Origin of the sequence: Owenweeksia hongkongensis DSM 17368, assembly GCF_000236705.1 — a bacterium.
In the GTDB taxonomy this organism is placed as follows: domain Bacteria; phylum Bacteroidota; class Bacteroidia; order Flavobacteriales; family Schleiferiaceae; genus Owenweeksia; species Owenweeksia hongkongensis.
Genome location: NC_016599.1, coordinates 527968 through 547779, shown reverse-complemented (window position 1 = coordinate 547779; position 19812 = coordinate 527968). Strand labels below are relative to the sequence as shown.

At 39.2% G+C, this 19812-nt stretch carries 17 protein-coding genes and 2 tRNA genes; 9 read left to right on the top strand and 10 right to left on the bottom strand.

Going from position 1 to position 19812, the window contains the following annotated elements; all coding sequences use genetic code 11:
• Positions 1–10: 10 nt before the first annotated feature.
• The 3 genes from OWEHO_RS02530 to OWEHO_RS02520 are packed head-to-tail and all read right to left on the bottom strand — an operon-like array spanning position 11 to position 3601.
• On the bottom strand, positions 11–424 hold the full coding sequence (locus tag OWEHO_RS02530; RefSeq protein ID WP_014200889.1) for a Fur family transcriptional regulator: 414 nt from the start codon (positions 422–424) through the stop codon (positions 11–13).
• A complete protein-coding gene (locus tag OWEHO_RS02525) occupies positions 424–1224 on the bottom strand; it encodes a DUF4625 domain-containing protein (RefSeq protein WP_014200888.1) in 801 nt (266 codons plus the stop codon). Before OWEHO_RS02525 ends, OWEHO_RS02530 begins: the two co-directional genes overlap by 1 nt.
• A gap of 52 nt (positions 1225–1276) precedes the next feature.
• Positions 1277–3601 carry a TonB-dependent receptor gene (locus tag OWEHO_RS02520; RefSeq protein ID WP_014200887.1) on the bottom strand — a complete coding sequence of 775 codons (2325 nt, stop codon included), beginning with the start codon at positions 3599–3601 and terminating at the stop codon, positions 1277–1279.
• A 168-nt stretch (positions 3602–3769) separates the two neighbouring features.
• On the opposite strand from OWEHO_RS02520, the gene OWEHO_RS17705 reads away from it, so the two are divergent.
• The 4 genes from OWEHO_RS17705 to OWEHO_RS02500 all read left to right on the top strand — a co-directional run bounded on the left by OWEHO_RS17705 (position 3770) and on the right by OWEHO_RS02500 (position 7067).
• Positions 3770–4153: a hypothetical protein gene (locus OWEHO_RS17705; protein ID WP_014200886.1), complete on the top strand. Its 384-nt coding sequence runs from the start codon at positions 3770–3772 to the stop codon at positions 4151–4153.
• A gap of 134 nt (positions 4154–4287) precedes the next feature.
• Positions 4288–5070, top strand: a complete 783-nt coding sequence (locus OWEHO_RS02510) for an MbnP family protein (protein WP_014200885.1) — start codon at positions 4288–4290, stop codon at positions 5068–5070.
• On the top strand, positions 5071–6132 hold the full coding sequence (locus tag OWEHO_RS02505; protein WP_052301072.1) for a cytochrome-c peroxidase: 1062 nt from the start codon (positions 5071–5073) through the stop codon (positions 6130–6132).
• Between the two features lie 5 nt (positions 6133–6137).
• Positions 6138–7067 carry a hypothetical protein gene (locus OWEHO_RS02500; protein WP_014200883.1) on the top strand — a complete coding sequence of 310 codons (930 nt, stop codon included), beginning with the start codon at positions 6138–6140 and terminating at the stop codon, positions 7065–7067.
• On the opposite strand, the gene OWEHO_RS02495 is transcribed toward OWEHO_RS02500, so the two are convergent.
• From OWEHO_RS02495 to OWEHO_RS02475, 5 genes are all read right to left on the bottom strand, one after another.
• Positions 7068–7358, bottom strand: coding sequence for a DUF1801 domain-containing protein (locus tag OWEHO_RS02495; RefSeq protein ID WP_223252710.1), 291 nt, complete (start codon positions 7356–7358; stop codon positions 7068–7070).
• Between the two features lie 78 nt (positions 7359–7436).
• Positions 7437–8423: an endonuclease/exonuclease/phosphatase family protein gene (locus tag OWEHO_RS02490; RefSeq protein ID WP_014200881.1), complete on the bottom strand. Its 987-nt coding sequence runs from the start codon at positions 8421–8423 to the stop codon at positions 7437–7439.
• A 235-nt stretch (positions 8424–8658) separates the two neighbouring features.
• Entirely contained in the window at positions 8659–9648 is a 990-nt protein-coding gene (locus tag OWEHO_RS02485) for a lipoate--protein ligase (protein WP_014200880.1), read from the bottom strand.
• A 381-nt stretch (positions 9649–10029) separates the two neighbouring features.
• Complete coding sequence (locus OWEHO_RS02480; protein ID WP_014200879.1) at positions 10030–10761, bottom strand: LytR/AlgR family response regulator transcription factor; 732 nt, start codon at positions 10759–10761, stop codon at positions 10030–10032.
• An 11-nt stretch (positions 10762–10772) separates the two neighbouring features.
• The gene (locus tag OWEHO_RS02475) at positions 10773–13136 is read right to left on the bottom strand and encodes a PAS domain S-box protein (RefSeq protein ID WP_143764472.1); all 2364 of its coding nucleotides are present in this window, start codon (positions 13134–13136) and stop codon (positions 10773–10775) included.
• A gap of 104 nt (positions 13137–13240) precedes the next feature.
• Here OWEHO_RS02475 and OWEHO_RS02470 point away from each other — a divergent pair, with 104 nt between their 5' ends.
• Together OWEHO_RS02470 and OWEHO_RS02465 are read left to right on the top strand one after the other, a co-directional pair.
• Complete coding sequence (locus tag OWEHO_RS02470; protein WP_014200877.1) at positions 13241–15160, top strand: M1 family aminopeptidase; 1920 nt, start codon at positions 13241–13243, stop codon at positions 15158–15160.
• A 22-nt stretch (positions 15161–15182) separates the two neighbouring features.
• Positions 15183–16598, top strand: a complete 1416-nt coding sequence (locus OWEHO_RS02465) for an SLC13 family permease (protein ID WP_014200876.1) — start codon at positions 15183–15185, stop codon at positions 16596–16598.
• A gap of 1 nt (position 16599) precedes the next feature.
• Here the strand turns inward: OWEHO_RS02465 and OWEHO_RS02460 are convergent, their stop codons facing one another.
• Positions 16600–17190, bottom strand: a complete 591-nt coding sequence (locus OWEHO_RS02460; RefSeq protein WP_014200875.1) for a nitroreductase family protein — start codon at positions 17188–17190, stop codon at positions 16600–16602.
• Positions 17183–17695, bottom strand: coding sequence for a shikimate kinase (locus OWEHO_RS02455; protein WP_014200874.1), 513 nt, complete (start codon positions 17693–17695; stop codon positions 17183–17185). The genes OWEHO_RS02460 and OWEHO_RS02455 overlap by 8 nt, the downstream gene beginning before the upstream one ends.
• Before the next feature lie 139 nt (positions 17696–17834).
• Between OWEHO_RS02455 and OWEHO_RS02450 the strand changes: the two genes are divergently transcribed.
• From OWEHO_RS02450 to OWEHO_RS18160, 3 genes are all read left to right on the top strand, one after another.
• A tRNA-Lys gene (locus tag OWEHO_RS02450) sits at positions 17835–17907 on the top strand.
• Between the two features lie 90 nt (positions 17908–17997).
• Positions 17998–18083 (top strand) — tRNA-Leu (locus OWEHO_RS02445).
• 83 nt (positions 18084–18166) lie between these two features.
• Entirely contained in the window at positions 18167–19405 is a 1239-nt protein-coding gene (locus OWEHO_RS18160) for a tyrosine-type recombinase/integrase (protein WP_143764470.1), read from the top strand.
• The last annotated feature ends 407 nt before the right edge of the window (positions 19406–19812 follow it).

Sequence of the window (19812 nt, the reverse complement as noted above, 5' to 3'; positions counted from 1 at the left end):
TAAAAAAAATCTAAGCACATTTTGCGCAAAGCCCACTTATAAGCAGAAGACTTCCCTCTACAACATAACCTTTCGGCACTTGGATTTGTGGAATTTCAGAGTCATCAAGGCAAACGGTATCACCACAAACACGACATTTAAAATGAGCATGATTATCAGAGTGGGCCTCTCCCACTTCATGCTCATGATCACAGAGCGCATATTTTACTGAGACCTGATCATCCGGCACTTTATGCAGAATTCCTTTTTGCTCAAAGGATTCTAAAATCCGATATAAGGTTACACGATCCACATTTTCAGTTACTCCATCCTGAAGTTCACTGTGCGAAAGTGCTTTTCCTTCTTTTGAAAATAACGCCAAAACCGCCAGTCTCCCAGCGGTTTTGCGTAATCCATGTGATTTTAAAAGTGCCTCAGCATTCATTACATAATATGTATTTCGCCACTTAAGATATTGATATTTCCTTCAGCATCTTCAGCTCTTATAGTTAGTTCATAGTGGCCTGTTTCTGCGTTTGCAGGTATTGCAATATTAACATTTCCATCGGTTTGAAAATCCCAACTTACATCTGCCGAACCCGTAAGGTCAAAATCCATTTCGTACAGCGCCTCTTCCTGAGTTGATTTATGATCGTGATCGTCATCATGCTCTTCTTCCAGCACAATATAAATTTCAGCAAGATCAACATCGTCAGATACAGTTCCTTCTATAGTAAGTGTAGAACCTTTAGTTGCATGTACTTCTCCACTTAGGTCAGGGTTAGTAACGTTAATGCCTGGCTCACTTCCATTTCTGATCATAATACTTCTTTCCACAAATTCGCCTTCATTACCTTCAGCATCGATAAGCAAAATATCTGCGTGATAAGGACCAGCTGTAGCTTCTGCCGGCACATTCATCTCCTGCGTTACAGTTTTATCTGTACCCGAAAGCTCTACGATTTTCACTTCAGCCCAGCTAACACTTGCAGTACTTTTGTGAGTGTGTCCGTCAAAATTGTCATGTACATCCAGCTTTAGCTGTCCCAAATCTTCGTTATCACTTACTTCTACCACAAAGGTCATAGCCGTTCCTGCTGTAACTTCAATATCCTCCACTTTACCATCAATAGTAGCTGATTTAATAATTGGTGCTGTGGTGTCATTGTCGTCATCCTTATCGCATGAAGCCATCAAAAAGGCCGAACCTACAATTGGCAGTAATACTTTAAATACTGTTTTCATTTCTTAATTTTATTAATAATGCAAACTTACACAAATGCAACATTGTTGCAAATTAAAAACCAACATTTAACGATAGAATAATATTTCGGCCCTGCTCTGGTAGGTTTAAAATCCTGTATCGTGACAAATGACTTAAGTAAGCGGTGTTCCCAATATTTCTGCAAGACAATCCTAAAACCCAATCTGTTTTCCAAACCGGAAATTGTAATGTTGTTTTTGCATTAAAAAGATTGTAGCCAGGTGTTATCTTTTCGTTTCTATCAACTCTATTCTGCGCAGATGTAGCGCGATATTCCCCAACAATGGTCCATTTTACTTTTGAATTTTTAATCAAATCATATTCCACGGAGAATAAGTTAGAGAGCGGTGGGGTAAATGGTAAGGGCAGATTTGTTTCTAAATTCAGATTAAAAACATATTCCAAAGCTGTGGAAATGTGCAAATGCTCAATTGGGTGAACCTCAGCAAATAATTCACCACCAGTATGTAAAGCCTGTGTCTGCGAGTAAATATACATCTGCCCCGCATCCGGCAAAGGACTAAACATACCCGAAGGCCTTAAGTATAGATAGTTTGTAAAACAATTTAGAAACGGTGTTAATTTTATATAGAAGGCTTTTTTCTGAAAAATAGCTGTCAAATCTAGTTGGTAGCCTTCTTCAGCATCCAAATCCGAACTTCCTATTTCATGTCTAAATGTACCATGATGCACACCATTGCTTGCCAATTCAGCAGGCACAGGCACCCTAAAACTTTTAGCAAGGTTTACCTTAAAATTCCAGGTATCATTCGGGAAATAACTCACTCCAGCCGAAGCCGCATAATTGAAAAAATGTCTATCCAAATCCGGTGATCGCTCTACTAATGAGTCCAAGTCATTATACCAAGGTTGCAGATATTGCTTGGAATTGACGTATCCATAATCCAATCTCACACCTCCACTCCAACTTAGCTTTTCGCTAAAATCACCGTTAAGCAAAGTGAAAATTCCACCATTATACGTTTCAAAGTCGGGCAACAAATATTCCCAGCCACTTCGCACATTTTTTTGGTATTGCTGGTTAGTACCCAAAACATATTTTATCTTTTTTTTGCTCCAGCTATAACTGCTGTTTAAACTCAAGGTTTTTAAGTCAAGACCTAGTGCTTCAGTATCGTCCTCATCAATTTCGATAAAACCATGTGAATGAGGATTTGAATTTTCTACTCTATCATTCTGCTGAAATCCAACATCGGTGATAAGCCAATTGTCCTTAATTTTCACATTGAGTTTTGCATAAAGCTTACTGTGAATCACCTCCTGGTTGGGCAAATCGATATCACTTACATCTCCAATATTAGCCACATCATAAGCTCTGGGAATTCCTGTAGCACCTGGGTACAAGCCTACATTTTGCTTGTACTGACTGGCCATTAATCTCAAATTGTACTTTTCACCCAAATAGCCATACGTGAGCCTGCCGCTCAAAAGGTTACCTGCTGTGTTTTTTAGCCTATTGTCTACCACCGGAAGCACAAATCCATTGTATGTAAATTCATCAGCTGGAATTCTATAATCATCATAATCCTGATAGCTGATACGTCCACTCACAAAGTGCTTATCTTTTTTGATATTAAGGTGGACAGAGTTTCCAATGGTTCCGTTATTTGACTTATACATTCCTGTATACCCTCCTGAAAAACCGTTATCTGGAACGGGGTCTGGCAGTAGTTTCACAACTCCCCCCAAAGCATCAGAGCCATATTGCAAGGCCCCAGCACCTTTAAGAATTTCCATACGATTAGCACTAAAAGGGTCAATTTCCAAACCATGATCCATGCCCCATTGCTGGCCCTCCTGCTTTATCCCTTGATCATAAACTGAAATTCGTGTGGCGGTAAATCCGCGAATAATTGGTTTTGCTATACCTACCCCCGTGTTGTATGATGCAACACCGGCTACATTACTTAAAGCTTCTGCTAAAGTTGCTCCATCAGTTTTGCTATTCTCCGAAATATTGATTCGCTCAATGTCTTGTGTAAGCTTCCGATTTGTGGTTTTAGAAATACCTTCCTCAATCAGAACCTCTCGCAATTCTACAAAAGTTGGTTTTAGAAATACTGTAAAAGAAGTGTCTCTTTTTAATGTAATATCAAGATCGCTGGCTTCAAAACCTGTAGCCGAAAAGTGAAGGTGATAACTTCCTTTGGTTAACTTCACTAAGGAAGTACCAAACACATCTGTATTAATGCGCTGGCCACTTTCGTGAATTTCCATCATAGCATAGGGAATGGCCTCACGGGTTTCATTATCACGAAGCGCTACTTCCAGATTATGCTGAGCAAAGACAAAACTAATAGAGCTAAAAAAGCAGAGTGCAAATAGTGGTAGACGCAAGACATTTTATTTAACGCAACAAAGTTGCGAAAAAGAATTTTATCATACCTCACTAGATGAACTTTTAAGATTTTGATAACATTGATAAAGCCACCGTAAAATAAATGATAAACCAGAATTGCAGGAATATCTTTAGCTATTATTACTTTTTGATTTAGTTTTGTCGCCATGTTAAGAGGTTTCATAGCATTTATCCTTTGTGCCGTACTGGCATTCCCTTGGGTTTCAAAAGTGGCCATCACGGCTGACTTTGTTATCCATCAGGATTACATTGCTAAAAACCTTTGTGAAAACCGTGACAAACCAGAAATGGAATGTGGTGGTAAATGTGTGCTAATGCAAAAGTTGAAACTTACAGAAAATGAGCAAGACGAACCTCAGCAATTGCCACAAATCACACAAATGGAATGTTTTTCCTTTGTAGTAAATGATTTCACCTTTCAGCCTATTGAATCTCTTCAAGCAGATTCTTCTGAAAATCTACCTGCACCTACCAATCGCGTAGAGAGCATGTATACCCATGATATTTTTCACCCACCCCGTCAAGCTTAGGTATATCCTAAATTTATTGTATTGCCCTTTCGGGTAATTGGTTTGTAGTTGTATGCTATGGTTTACATCTACACGTGTATGTCTGCACCTATCAGGCAGTTTTATTCAAAAAAATTATTTCAAGACTTACAATTATGAAAAGTTTAAAAAACCTTGGCTTTATAGCCCTTCTTTCCTCTGTTGCACTATTTACATCATGTGATGATGATAGCAAAGACGACACTCAAGATCCATCCGACAATGTTACTTATGGTGACTTTACCTTTGAGATAGAGCACACATTTGACGGTAACGCTTTTGCCTACAATACAGAGTATACCAATGGTAGTGGCGAAAAATTGGAATTTAACAACCTACGCTATTACATTAGCAACATTAAGCTGGAAAAAGTGGACGGAACCGTGTGGAGTGAAGAAGAAAGCTATCACTTAATTGACCACGCAGTACCTTCCTCTTCCATGTTTTTGATTGAAGATGTGCCAACTGGTGAATACCACAAAATAAGCTACATGATAGGCGTAGATAGCGCTCGCAATGTAGCTGGCGCACAAGAAGGCGCTCTTAGTACATCAAATAATATGTTTTGGAGCTGGAACACAGGTTACATATTTATCAAAGCTGAGGGTAATTCGTTGGCATCTTCAGATAGCACTTTTAGCTACCATGTAGGTGGTTTTGGGGGGCCTGATGCCGCTCAGGTTACCAACTCTCATCACATGCACAATCATATGTTGAACATAAGCCCAAATGCATCACCTCAAATGCACATCATAACCGATGTAAAGAAGCTGTTTGATGGTGATCACCATACCATAAGCATCGCTAATCTTAGCCGTGTTCGTATGCCGGGTGATGATGCTAAAATGGTATCTCACAATTTGGCTGAGGCATTTATCTTGGATCATATCCACGACTAATTGCTTGGCAGTAGAAAAATATCGCTTATTACTAAAGGACGCCTGCTATGGGTGGTGGGTGTCCTTTTTCTTATCTCATCCTGTAGACCAGACAAAACTGAGTTACAACCAGTCAGTTTTGTAGGGTTTGAAAGACCTGGGCACTTTCCTGCTCCTCATTATAATTTTAAAAACAATCCTGTAACCAAAGATGGCTTTGAGTTAGGTCGCAAACTTTTTTACGATCCTATCTTATCGGCATCTGGTTCAATTTCCTGTGGGTCATGTCATCTTCCTGAAGCCGGTTTTGCTGATCCTGGTAAGGCCAAAAGTGAAGGAATTGATGGACTTCTTGGAAAACGGAACTCCCCCGCCCTGGCTAATTTGGCTTGGTTTCCCTCATTTATGGCAGATGGTGGAATAAATCACATTGAAGTGATGCCTATTGCACCAATTACCGATTCTGCCGAAATGGGCAGCAGTCTTGCAAAAACTATGCTTACACTTAATGCCAGCCCTACTTATCGCAAACTCTTTAAGCAAGCTTTTGATGTAGATAGCATTTCAGATCAGAAACTGCTTTTCGCTTTAGCTCAGTTTATGAGTATGATGATTTCTTCTGAAAGTAAGTTTGATGAGCACCTACAAGGCAAAAATGTGTTTAACGAAAGTGAGAAGCGCGGCTATAAGATTTTTCAACAGCATTGCGTTTCATGCCACAGCGGTGCACTGACCACTGATTTTAGTTTTAAAAATAACGGCTTGGATATTACTTCTGCCGACTTGGGAAGAGCTCGGATTACTCAAGACGAAAATGATAGAGGAAAGTTTAAAGTTCCCAGTTTACGTAATGTAGAACTGAGCTATCCATATATGCACGATGGACGTTTTAAAACTTTGGATGCGGTTATTGACCACTACACCACCAGTATACAGCCAACTCCTAATTTAGCGGAAGAGCTTCAGGAGCCCATCATTCTTACAAATAATGAGAAGCAGGATTTAGTGAAATTTCTTACCACCTTTACGGACTATAATTATATTACAAAACCATCGCTTGCCAAGAGCAAGCAAAACTTATAGCAATAATGAAAAGGTCAGTAATCCTTGTAATTGCAATCTCTCTTTATTCAATAAATTCATTAGCCTGCGACATTTGTGGCTGCGGAGCCGGAATGGGATATTTAGGTGTATTACCTCAATTCAACCAAAACATTGCCGGAGTACGATTTCAGTACAGCAACTTTTTGCACCCATCCAATAACATTAATTCAAATGACGCCAGTAGCCAAGTGCTTGAAGACCGTTTCTTTCGTACCGAAGCTTGGATGAGATACTATCCAGCCGATCGCTGGCAACTGTTTCTTACCGTGCCCTACTCTGTAAACCAAAGATTAGAAACCCAGCGCACTACTGAAATTCAAGGTGTGGGAGACATTAGTGCCAACATAAACTACACCTTAGTGGATTATGGGGATAGCATTACCTCTGACTGGAAAAATCTATTACTAATAGGTGGTGGTGCTACTCTACCAAGTGGAAAATATCAGCAGCGTGATGACACCAAACTTATGCTGCCAGCAGGGTTTCAAGTGGGAAGTGGTGCATTTAGTTATAACCTTCACCTTATCCACACCTTGCGTTATCGTACTTGGGGACTTAACACTAATTTGCGTTACACCTTTAATGGTGAAAACGAATTGACCTATGATTATGGAAACCAGTTGAGCGCTGCAATGGCATTGTTCTACTGGGGAGAAACCAAGAAGTTTGCATACTTACCAAGTGTAGGAATTGGCTTGGAACATTTTGACCAAGATTACCAGTATGACCAACTAAAAGAATACAGTGGTGGCACCTTTGTTAATCTTACCATAGGTGTAGATTTATATATCAAAAGGTTACTCATCAACACTTTTGCACAGATACCACTTTCGCAAGAAATACCGTCAGCACAACCTGCAGGTAGGGCAAATATGGGTATAGGTGTCGCTTACTTTTTTGGGAAAGAAGAATAGTTAACTACGAAGGGCCAAAGCCTCATTCAAAACTTTCTTCAAAAGGTTTAGCGGAATATCATTATTTGGGTCAATCAGTAATATTTTCATTCTTTTTCTATCTCCTTGAATAAGCGATGGATGTTCCATTTGGCCGCCATCAGTAAAACCGATATAAGGATGTGTTGTTTTTTTATCCATCCATAAATAGCAAAACATTTTACCCTTGAGGTAAAAGAAGGGAAGACGATACTTCCACTCCTGTGTAATGTCCGGGTGGCAATTAGAGAGAATGCTTCGTAAGCTGAGCATGCACCCTCTATTTGGCTCCGAAAGATTTAGGTAGAAATTATCAATTTCCTGTCTCGACATTAATTTAATGCTCTATTATTAATTTTCCTCAATCACCAATTCAATAGGTAAATGGTCGCTATACCCGCTAGGATTATAACTGGACTCAGAGGGTCGTGAAAAACGTATCGGAGTATTATAGTCACCTTTTACCATATTGGGGTAATACACTATTTGTATAGATTCCACTTGAAAAGGATACTTATAATAATCAACCACCAAGGAACGGGACACAATGAATTGATCCAACACATTGATATCATTACCATATACATATGTGCCGATGTCACCCCCCACAAAGCTGTACATCATATTAAACATAATATGGCTAGTAGAGTTTTTTACTTTTTCTAGAGTACCGCTGCTACGCAAATACTCAGTAAGTGAGCGATCATAAGGGTTATCATTAAAATCTCCCATGAGAATTATAGCAGGGTGCTTCTCCCCTCTTTCTTCCATTTTTATATCATGTACCCGTTCAATCCAATAGCTTAACGTTTCCCCCACCATCATTCTATAAGGCTCACTTTCATATTTCCCAGCTGAGCGTGCAGGCCAGTGATTGCCTATTAGCACCAATTCATTACCTGCACTGGTGGTAAGCTGCACCTGAAACAAATTACGTGTAGCATTGCGCTTCATTATTTCCAGTGAAAACTGACGACCGTCATCGCTATATTTTTGAGTATCATAAATGATGGCTACATCAATTCCACGTCCATCGCTGGTATCTTGATGCATCACTTTATAAGTTCTGGGTAACTGAGCGTGGAGCTTTATCATCAACTTTTCCAGTACAGCCTTATTTTCTACTTCGCAAACACCTAGTATATCCGGGCCATTGCCACCATTAAGCTGGCAAATGATATTAGTCAAATTGGTCAGTTTTTTGTCTAATACGGTTTTAGTCCACCCTTTCAGTTCGCTGCGCAATCGGCTTTGCAGCCATGCCGGCCTTTCAGATGAACTATCTTCATCAAATAGGTTTTCAAGGTTCCACCAGTAAATGTGATGTAAGGTTTTCATAATGTTTAGATTTGGTTGGAATATTGAAGATAATTAAAAATAAGTGTGCACTACAATAGGCATATTCTGCATTTTTAATTTGAGTATAACAATTGGTAAGAAATGTTTAGCCCCAATTAGATTATAGTTCAAATTTCCTGCGCTAATAGGTTTGCAAAAGCACTATACTTCATCAAAAAAATGCCCTGCTACCGCACGAATCCCTTCGTGTGGTTTCTACAACTCATAGCCTGTCTCAAAAAAACGCCTCCATCAATTCTTCTTCAGAAATATTATTGAAGTAAGCACTACTTCGCAGGTCTTTAAGCTTTTGTAAAACAGCATCTTCGCGGTGCTCCACTCCTTTCAATCCTTCTACTAATGGCTCAATGTCTTTATTTACAAAGAAATCGCCAAAAATGTCAAGATCGGTAATCAGTCCTTTATCTACATTAAGATGAACCTCAACGTGACCACCCAGAGTTTTCACACCTTTTTTAAGACCATACTTGGGTGAATAACCAAAGTTCCAATGCCACTGGCTATACTTTTCATCAGCTAGCTCTTGTATTTCTCTCTTATCGGTTTCCGTAAGAGTATATGGTTCAGCATCCGGGTATAGTTTAGTAATGTGCATCATCACTTCCTGTCGAAAAGCTTCCACCCCAATATCATCCTTTAGGTGAGAAGAGATATTAGTAACCCGGCTTACCACAGATTTTCGGGCTTTACCCTCAAATTTCAGTGGGTTTACTTTTAGAGCATCCGAAATGTCTTTAACATTGGAAGCATAAAGCAAAGTACCATGATGCAGCACTCTTTGCTTTTGATGGTAAATATGCTCCGCATTGCCGGAAAACTTCTGCTCATCAATCAAAATGTCGTTGCGCCCAGAAAAGTGAGCCTTTACGCCTAAGCCAGCCAAAACGTCAATTATAGGCTGGTTATATTTTTTAAAATCCACCTTGGCTCCTTCCTCTCCATACCCCATTATAAAGGTATAATTCAGATTTCCCAAATCATGGAATACTGCACCTCCACCAGTAAGTCTTCGCACCACTTTTATGTCGCGTTCTTTTACATTATCCACATTTATTTCCGCCAAAGTGTTCTGGTGTTTTCCTACTATGATGGCATTGTCATTCCGCCACAGCATAAAAATGTTTTCGTCAGAATTTTTGAGTAAATACTCTTCTACCGCTTGATTGAAATACGGCTCTATATATGGATTGTCAATGCACAACATACCTTAAATTTTGGTATGCTAAAGTATGATTTAGGCTTTACACTACGATGATCACACTTGATGAAGAGATATATAAAAAACAAAAATCCCCGAGTAACTAGCTCGGGGATTCCGCGATAAGCTCTAAATGTGTGCTCTAATAATTGTTAACCCCTTAACTAATCATCATTACTTAAAACCATGTTAGGAGCTTATCGTACTTCAACTAAACTAACTGCAACTACTTGTATGAACCAAGTAATCTGGTAATGCCCTCTCAAAAACATTACCAACTCTTAAACTAACACTACAAAGATATAATGCTTGCATAACATGACAAAGCCAATTCGACCGATAACACAAAAATTCTGATGGTTAAACATTATTTCCCGATGTTTGACATCAAAGTGTATTAAGCCTTGATAGTAACGAATCCTTGTGAGAGCGGCTGATTGGGATCACTTTATCATTAATCACAAGCGTAGTATTCTCAATATCTACTATCTTATCGAGATTGATTATATAGGACCGATGTACCTTTAAAAACTTAGTGGAATTGAGCTTTTCCTCCACTTTTTTCATTGTGGCATTTACTACAAAGCCTTTCTCTAAAGTCTTGAACAGCACATAATCGCCTTTAGCCTCAACATATAGAATATCATCTTCATCAACTTTCACCAACTTGGTATCTACTTTTAGGTAGAGATGATTGCTACGCAAATCCGCAGCTTCTAATTGAGGCACCTGGAGCTCATCCAAAAGCTTATAATTATTAATTGCGATCTCTATGGCGGCATAAATATCCTTCATCCCATAAGGCTTTACAATGTAGCCGTACGGTCCCTTCTCCTTGGCTTTAGCAATTGTTTTGCTATCTGCATAAGCAGTGGTAAATATAAAAGGGATAGAATTTGTCTCCTGTATTTCCCCGGCTACCTCAATACCATTCATCCTGCCACGTAGTTGTATATCCAACAATACCAAATCAACCTTATTTCTTGTTAAAAAAAGTATTGCCTCCGGGCCATTATCGAAAACACCTATTACATCATGCTCCATGGTTTCGAGCATATCTTTTAGTGTATCCGCAATATTTGGATCATCTTCTACAATAAGAATTTTGTAATTACTCATGGGTAGTTAGTTTATTGAGAGTTTTGTTTATAAGGTTGTTTCAATATAAATTCGGTTCCTTCTCCTTCTTCACTAATCACTTCTATTGAACCTCCGTGCAATTCTACAAATTGCTTTACAATTGCCAAGCCCATACCATGCCCCTGTATGTTTTTTACATTGCTACCTCTATAGAAAGAGTCAAACAAGAGCTCTTGCTCTTCCAGAGGTATACCAATTCCGCTATCTTTTACACGTATTTCTAAATGCTCCTCTCCAAACCTGAGATGTAACTGCGGATTTTTACCTAGGGGTGAATATTTAAAAGCATTCTGCAACAAATTTGAAAGTATATGCGAGTAAAGACTTTCGTCTAATTGAAGTGTTACTGGATTACCTAATACTTCAAGATTTACCACCCGGCCATCTTTCTGATGCCCAAAAGTGTTCTCTATTAAAGAACTACATAATTCAACGACATCAGTCGGCTCAGACCTAAAGGGCAATGAACCAGCTTCTAGTTTTCCAACAGTCAAAATATCATTTACCAAGGTATTAAGTCTGTCTATTTCAAAATTAATACGGTTAATGTTTTTTTCAATCTTATCGCGATTTAATAAGTTCTGGTTTTCCAAAATAAAGCTCAGCAAGTCCAGACTACTTTTTATAGTAGTAAGTGGAGTTCTATACTCATGAGAAGTCATACTAATAAGCCTGGATTTTAATTCTGCCAGCTCTTTTTGCTTTTGCAAAGCAGTAGACATATCATCTTCGGCTTTTTTCTTTAGTGTGATGTCTCTTATAAAGGCACTAAATAAATATCCTTCATTTAGCTGGATGGGCACAATACTAAGCTCTACAGGAAAATAATCGCCATTTTTATGTTCCGCATGTATTTCAATCCTTTGGTTCAAAATGGGGCCATTTCCTGTATTCAAAAAATGTTTCATTCCTGCATTGTGAGCCTCTCTGTATTTCTCCGGAACAATGAGATTACTCAAATCCTTACCTAAAGTTTCGTCAATAGAATAGCCAAAAATCTCTTCAGCTCTTAGGTTCCACTCCGTTACTATTCCGTTTTCATCTATAGTAATCATAGCGTCAAGTGCAGAATCAAGAATAGAGCGAAGGCGCGTTTCACTTTCCTTTAAGGCTCTCTCTGCTTCCAATCTTTTCAGCTTTACAATGGCACTTTTTATCCGGTTTCCCGAAAGGTTGGACAATGTGGTCAGGGTTTGCAAATCCTCCCATTGCTTATTTACCGTTTTGGAGCGAATTGCCCCCAGGGTTTCTCCATCTGCAATCAAAGGCACATTTATAACCGAACCATCTTGAGAGGAATTAACCACAGCTACACCTTCGCTCACTACCTTTTGAAGGCTCTCACTATCCGCCTCATAGGCCAAAATTTCATTAGGAAAAAATGCCACTTGCCTCAGCTTGCCATCATCTCCAAATAAATAAATGCGGCAATCAATGAATCCAAACTTCTGAACAACGGTCATGGTCATTTCGTCCAATACCTGTCCTAAAGATGATGAACCTATTAGCTTAGCTGCAAAATCGTTGATCGAAGTCAAAAAATCTTGTTTGTTCTTTAAGTCCTCGTTTCTGCTTTCTACCTCTTCCAATAACTCTTGCAAACTTCTCTCCTGAAGTTTCATTTTGCTCACATTGTGAAATACACATAAGTGACCAATTTCCTCATTATGCTTGTTCTTTATTGGTACCACAGAAAGCATTACCCAAACGGAATTCCCGGATTTACTTTCGAGCTCTATCTCTATAGCTGATCCGTTAGCTAGATCCGCCATTCTTTTTACCAAAACGCTGTCTTTCCTTTCCTTCAAAAGGTCAACGGCTTTTTTGGTAATTAACTCGTCTACTTCATATTCACTAAGATTACAAAAGGAACGATTGGCGCTGATTATGGTGTCGTCCTGAGTCACTTCTAAAGTACCCAAGTTTATATTTTCAATGACGTGTCTATATCTTTCTTCGGTATAACGTAATGAAAGCGAGGCTAAAACACGATCAGTAATATCTGAGCTTACTGCCAAAAACTCCACAATTTGATCTTCATTGGTAACTGCCTCCACACTCTGCCCTACCCAACGGTCTTTTCCCGAAGGAGATATTACAGGAAATTCAAAATAAGTAGAGGGTAACTTACGTTCAAATTGATCTACATAAAAGTCAAAGACCTTTTTGCGATAATCTTCACGAATAACATCCGTAAAGTATAACCCCAGCAAGCTTTCGGTTGTAGCATCAAAAAATTTGGCCATTGCATTATTCACAAACGTAAAACGACCATTGCCGTCCAGTTTATAAATCATATCCCTGCCGTGGGCATGTTGCAAATCATGCTCTGAATTTGGAGTCTTTCGTTTCAATTGTGTAGAGTTAAAAGGCTACATATCATAATCAATTATAACAATGATTGGTAAAAATCTATTTGCGCGAATAATTCTACATTTAGGGGTCATAAACCCTATAGATGAAAAATCCACTATTATTCCTCCTGATTGTGTTATATGCCTGTGCCAATGCTCAATGGCAACCACAGGAAAATACGCAGCAGCTGATCATTCAATCTGAGCAAAAGGCTGCACAAGTTAGTCATCAAAAACATGCTGCACAAGGCGCTTCTGATACTTATGACTTGTACTACGCCATAGCTAAATGGGAAATTGATCCTGCTATAAAATATATACAAGGATCTGTTCATTTTCGATTTAAACCCCACCAAGGCAACCTTTCTCAACTTGAGTTTGATATGCATGATAGCCTTACTGTTGATTCAATCATATATCATAATACGTCACTTACGTTTAGCCGAACGCAAAATAATATTCTAGAGGTTCAGCTCCCCGCTCCTTTGGCCTCAAACTCAAATGATTCGTTAACGATATACTACCAAGGCAAACCCGTGAGCAATGGCTTTGGGTCTTTTGAGCAAAACTCGCACAACAACACCCCTATTATTTGGACACTTTCAGAACCTTATGGAGCCATGGAATGGTGGCCCACCAAGCAAAGCTTGAATGATAAAATTGATTCGCTCGATGTATTTGTTACCGCTACTGCGGGAAACAAAGTTGCTGGAAACGGAAAACTTGTTAGCGAAATAACCATCGGTAGCAATGTAACCACTCATTGGAAAAGCAGAAACCCTATAGCCGCATATTTGGTAGCTTTTGCAGTAACCAACTATTCCGCATACTCTGAATATGCCAACCTTAGGAACGGCCCCCTGGAAATTTTGAATTATGTATATCCTGAAAACTTGACTAAAGCCCAAACTGAAACTCCGGCAACTATAGAAATCTTGGAGCTTTTTGACAGTCTGACTATTCCCTATCCATTTTCAAATGAAAAATATGGCCATGCACAGTTTGGCTGGGGAGGCGGAATGGAGCATCAGACCATGAGTTTTATGGGTGGATTTCCTTATTCCCTAATTGCTCATGAAGCGGCACATCAATGGTTTGGTGACCATGTGACCTGTGGCAGCTGGCATGACATCTGGTTGAACGAGGGCTTTGCCACTTACTTTGAAGGACTTACCGTAGAACGATACCAATCTATTGGTCTTTGGAATTATTGGAAATCCTTAAAAATCCAGCATATTACGTCAGCCCCTGATGGTTCTGTTTATGTGGACGACACCACAAGTATTCCGAGGATTTTTAGTGGCCGTTTATCCTATGACAAAGGTGCAATGGTTATTAATATGCTACGCTATCAAATTGGCGATTCTGCCTTTTTCACTGGGCTGACTAACTATCTTTCTGACCCTAATTTGGCTGGTGGATACGCCAAAACTGCCGACCTTCAAAAACACTTAGAAGCCTCAAGTGGTCAAAATCTAACCACATTTTTTAATCAATGGATATATGGGCAAGGTTACCCTACCTATCAAATAAGTTGGGGTCAGAGCGGAAATAATGTAACTATTACTGTAAACCAAACACAATCCCATCCATCAGTGAGTTTTTATGAAATGCCACTACCTATACGCCTCGAAGGTTTGGGCAGAGATACTATTATAAGGCTAGAGAATACTAGCAATGGTCAGGTTTTCAATGTTGATGTACCTTGGCATGTAAGCAAACTAGTGTTCAATCATAATTTGGAGTTGATATGTGGCGATGCTCAAGTGGTAAGTCTAAATGAATTTGGTTCAGCTTCTCCGTTTCACATCTATCCTAATCCTGTGGAAGACATACTTCGCCTGGATTACTCCAATCAGGATATTAAGCCTAGCAAAGTGGAAATTATCAACGCTAAGGGACAGGTCGTTCAAACTATGGATTTTAGCAAAAATCTGTTATTGGAGAGCCTTCCGACAGGGGCATATATTCTGAAAATATATGTTGACGATGAATATTACAATCATTCATTCCTAAAAGAATGATAGCATTTCTATTTTAGCCCTAATGAAAAATCGTTGGATTTCCCTCGCCATTGGGCCTTTATTATTTCTTATTTGTTTAGCCCTTGGGGGTGATAATATGCAAGTGCGCATGATTGCATCTGTGCTATGGATGCTGGCCTGGTGGATAGGTGGAGCAATTCCTGTTGGGGTTACCGCCCTGCTGCCCATCATTCTGTTTCCCATGCTCGGAATACTAGATTTGAAGGCCACTACAGCTAACTATGCAAATCCTGTTATTTACTTGTTTCTTGGAGGCTTTATACTGGGTTTGGCCATCGAAAAATGGAATCTTCACAAGCGAATAGCTCTCAACATTATAAACCTAAGTGGAGAAAAGCCAAACCGGATAATATTGGGGAGTATGCTCGCCACAGCCTTGCTTTCTATGTGGATTAGTAATACTGCTACAGCTGTAATGATGCTTCCTATTGGTATGTCCGTAGTTTCCCTTTTGGGTGACAAAATAAAAGATGGCAAGGCGGGCAGAAACTTTGGAATTACTTTAATGCTAGGAATTGCTTATTCAGCAAATATTGGTGGAATTACCACGCTCATCGGTACCCCTCCAAACTTAGTTTTGGCAAGTATTGTTTCAGACAGTGGTTTGCCCCCAATTGATTTCTCCACTTGGTTAATCTTCGCCCTCCCTTTAGTAATTGTTTTATTTACCTCTACCTATCTCATCTCCACCAAAGTGATTTTTCCAATAAGGCTAGATAAAATTGAAGGCATCGGAACGCTCATTAAGCAAGAGCTAAAAGAACTTGGCAAATTAGAATCTGGCGAAAAACGTGTTCTTATAATTATGGTTTCCACGGCACTGCTATGGATTTTCAGGGCTCAACTTAATAAGATTGAATGGTTGTCGACACTCTCAGACACAACCATCGCTATACTGGCATCAGTGGTTTTGTTTGTGGTTCCGGATACTAGAAGTAAGGAGCCGCTTTTAAAGTGGCAGGACACGGAAAAACTTCCATGGGGAATTCTTTTGCTTTTTGGAGGAGGAATTTCTGTAGCCAAAGGAATGGAGGTTACCAATATTGTGGAACTGCTAGGAAACTGGATTAGTCAAAATAGTACACCACACGTTTTTGTTTTGGTACTTATAATCTGTGCGCTTGCCCTTTTCCTTACAGAAGTAATGAGTAATGTAGCTCTTGTCTCTGTATTTATTCCTGTGTCATTTGTAATAGCCCAAAGCTTTGGCCTAAACGAAATGCAGCTTGCAATACCTCTTACGATAGCTGCAAGCTGCGCTTTTATGTTTCCTATATCTACACCACCAAATGCAATTGTATTTAGTAGTGGTTACCTAAAAATGGGTGACATGGCCAAAACAGGAATTTTGCTAAACATAGCCAGCATAATCATTATTTCGATTTACTGCTACTGGTTTATCCCCTACTTCTTTTAGGCTACCTACGTACCCAGGTAGTTTTGTCTTCCACTTTAGAAATTCTCCTTCCTTTTGGATTTGGAATAGCAGGTTTTCCTATAAAGAATAGCCCTAAAGAAAGATCGTTTTCACCCAAGCCAAACAGGTCTCTCATTTCAGGAGTGAATGCTTTTGCTCCTGTGCTCCAATAAGACCCAAGACCCAAGGCATGGGCAGTCAGCCACATATTTTGCACGGCCATAGCTGTAGCACAAATCTCCTCTATCTCAGGTATCTTAGGATTGTCCCCTCGCTTCATGCCAATGCCAATTACATGCGAACACTTTAGCGGGCTATTTCGCAACCTATCATACCGCACCTGGTTAAAGTCTTCTACATCACGGTTTGGCTGATCATAATTAGCCAGAAAATCTCCAAGCGTAGCCAAGCCATCTTCAGTAAAAACTGTGAAACGCCAAGGCTCGGTATAGCCGTGTGTAGGCGCCCAGTTTGCGGCATCCAGCACTTGCTGAATAATTAAATCATCTACCCTTTCGCCAGTAAACTGATCCGGCTTTATAGTTCGCCTCTCTGCAATTATTTCCTTTAAAAATTTTAAATGCTCATTCATGAGTATAATTTTTTATCTCTTTTAGTATCTCAAGGTTACTCAGCTTCCCTGCTTTTATCACCACGGTTGCCTTGTCGTAATAAGTACTTCTTTCAAAAAGGTGCTTACCAATGTACTCCTGCAAAGGTTCACCTTCCAAGTGGGCTATCAATGGCCTTTCAGCAGTGTTGCCTTTTAGTCTTTCAAACAATTCTTTTACGTTGTACTGCAAGTATATACTTAGTGAGTTTTTGTTTATCACATCTATGTTATCATAATAGCATGGTGTACCACCGCCTGTGCTTAGCACAAAGTTGTCTTTGGCCAATATTTCATGCAGTTTCTCACGTTCTAGTTTCCTAAAATAAAGCTCACCTTTATTAAAAATTGTTTCTGTAATAGTGTAGCCCGTATGCTTCTCTATCTCTGCATCCAGGTCATAATAATCTAATCCTGAAAGAACTGCCAATTCAGGGCCAATGGTAGACTTACCAGAGCCCATATATCCAATGAGTGAAATCTTCATGAGGCCAAAGTAGAACAGTATTTTTCATTTACCAAACTGACTTTTAGTCTCTTGAAAAATAATTAAACAAAAATTCATTTTTAGGCTTGTCATTCCAGCATAAAGTCCCTTATATTTGCAGCCGCTTTTGAAAAAGCATGATTCAGTAGCTCAGTTGGTAGAGCATCTCCCTTTTAAGGAGAGGGTCCAGGGTTCGAGCCCCTGCTGAATCACAAAATAGTCCCGATAATATCGGGACTATTTTTAGTTTAAGACATACCTTTACTTTTGCCTATTTAGCAAAACAACTCTTAAACTATAATGCCCAGGTGGTGGAATTGGTAGACACGCCAGCTTGAGGGGCTGGTGGCCGTTTTAGGCCGTGCAGGTTCAAGTCCTGTTCTGGGCACAAATGATAAAGAGCTAAATTACAGCTCTTTATCTCCTCAACAAGCAGTCGAATTAGCTATAGTGGGGAATAATTGGGGAATTATGGAACAAATACCCTTTGGCAAACCTAGAATAGTTGACCATGGAGGCGATCTCTCCAAGCAATGGCACGTATACTATCGATATTGGGATAAAGACAAGAAAAAACTTGTCAAAGCCCGTAAGTCCAAGATTAAAAATCATCTATATCCAAATCGTAGCTCAGATCCGCAAGAGAGATATTATCAACTACGAATTATTAGAAACGCTCTTGAAAAACTACTTTCCCTTGGCTGGAACCCCAAGGACGATTTTCCGACCTCCAAGTTAGAGCAAGAATCTCATATTTCGACTACTCAATATACTATTGAGACAGCAATTAATGAGACTTTAAGAATCAAAAAAGGTGAAATTAAGGCCCGCAGTCATTATGCTTTAGAGCGCAATCTTTTGCATTTCCTTTCTTTTCTAAAAGACAAAAGCCTGCACGACAAGTCTCCAAATCAAATTAATCGCAAGATCATTTTGGAGTACCTACGAGTAATTCTTGAAACAAAGGGTAAAGGAGGTGGCAAGGCATCAAATAAGACCCGCAATAATTACCTCGGGGACTTGAGCTCTATTTTTGAGAAGATGGTGGAAGAAGAAATGATCAGCAGAAACCCTTGTAAAGGAATTCCAAAACTGAAAGAACAAAGCTCAAGACATACACCTTTTAGTGCAAACGAAATAAAAATGCTTGGTGATTGGATGGATAAGCACAATCCCTATTTAAAGAAGTATACTCACTTTGTCACCTATGCATTTTTAAGACCAAATGAAATAATACATCTAAAAGTACGCGATATTGATTTGACTGAAGGTGTCATCTACCTTCAAAAGGAGAACTCCAAAGTAGGAGCTGCAAAAATCCCTATCGTTGAGAAATTGAAGGATGTATTAAATGAAATGCTTTCAGGATCAGAAAACCCAGATCACTATCTATTTACTCAACAAGGCACCCCTGGCCGAAAGAAAGTTAGAAGGAGCGACTTTTTTAGTGAACAGTTTATAAAAGCTAAAGAATTTCTTACCAAGCAGGGAAAATTAATGACAGCTAACCACACGCTGTATGCACTTCGACACACATTTATTCAGGACATCTATTATGAACTAAGGAAAACCCACACAAAAGCCGAATCTGAGTTTATATTAATGACTATAACCCGACACAAAACTGTTGATGCACTCAGAAAATACATCAGAGATTACAGTTTAGAACTAGCAGAAGACTGGAGTGATAAGTACACGATTGAATATTGATTTTACCACAGAATATGTTAGAGAAAAATTCGATAAAAAAAGCAGTATAAATCACATTTTTTTAGTGATAATTTTTTTGATGTGTAGCTGGAATTTTAAGAACTTGAAACTTGTGGGCAAGTTACTTGCACGCTGAATCTTACTTATAGAAAGTTTGTGGATCGCAAATTTGAGCCTAAGAAGTCGCCCAGAGAAAAACACCCCACCCAAACCCGTATAAACAAAACGACCATAAAAGCTATTTAAACCCCACCTAAGGGCGTTGGTATTTTTTCCGGCACCCTTGGTCATTTTTAAAATTTAAAGGCAACAAAGGTGCTTAAAACACTTCAAAATTTTATTTATCCATACACACTACTGCTTCAATGACTGAACTGATTGAACTAACCTCTTGTGTTCCTTTTCAA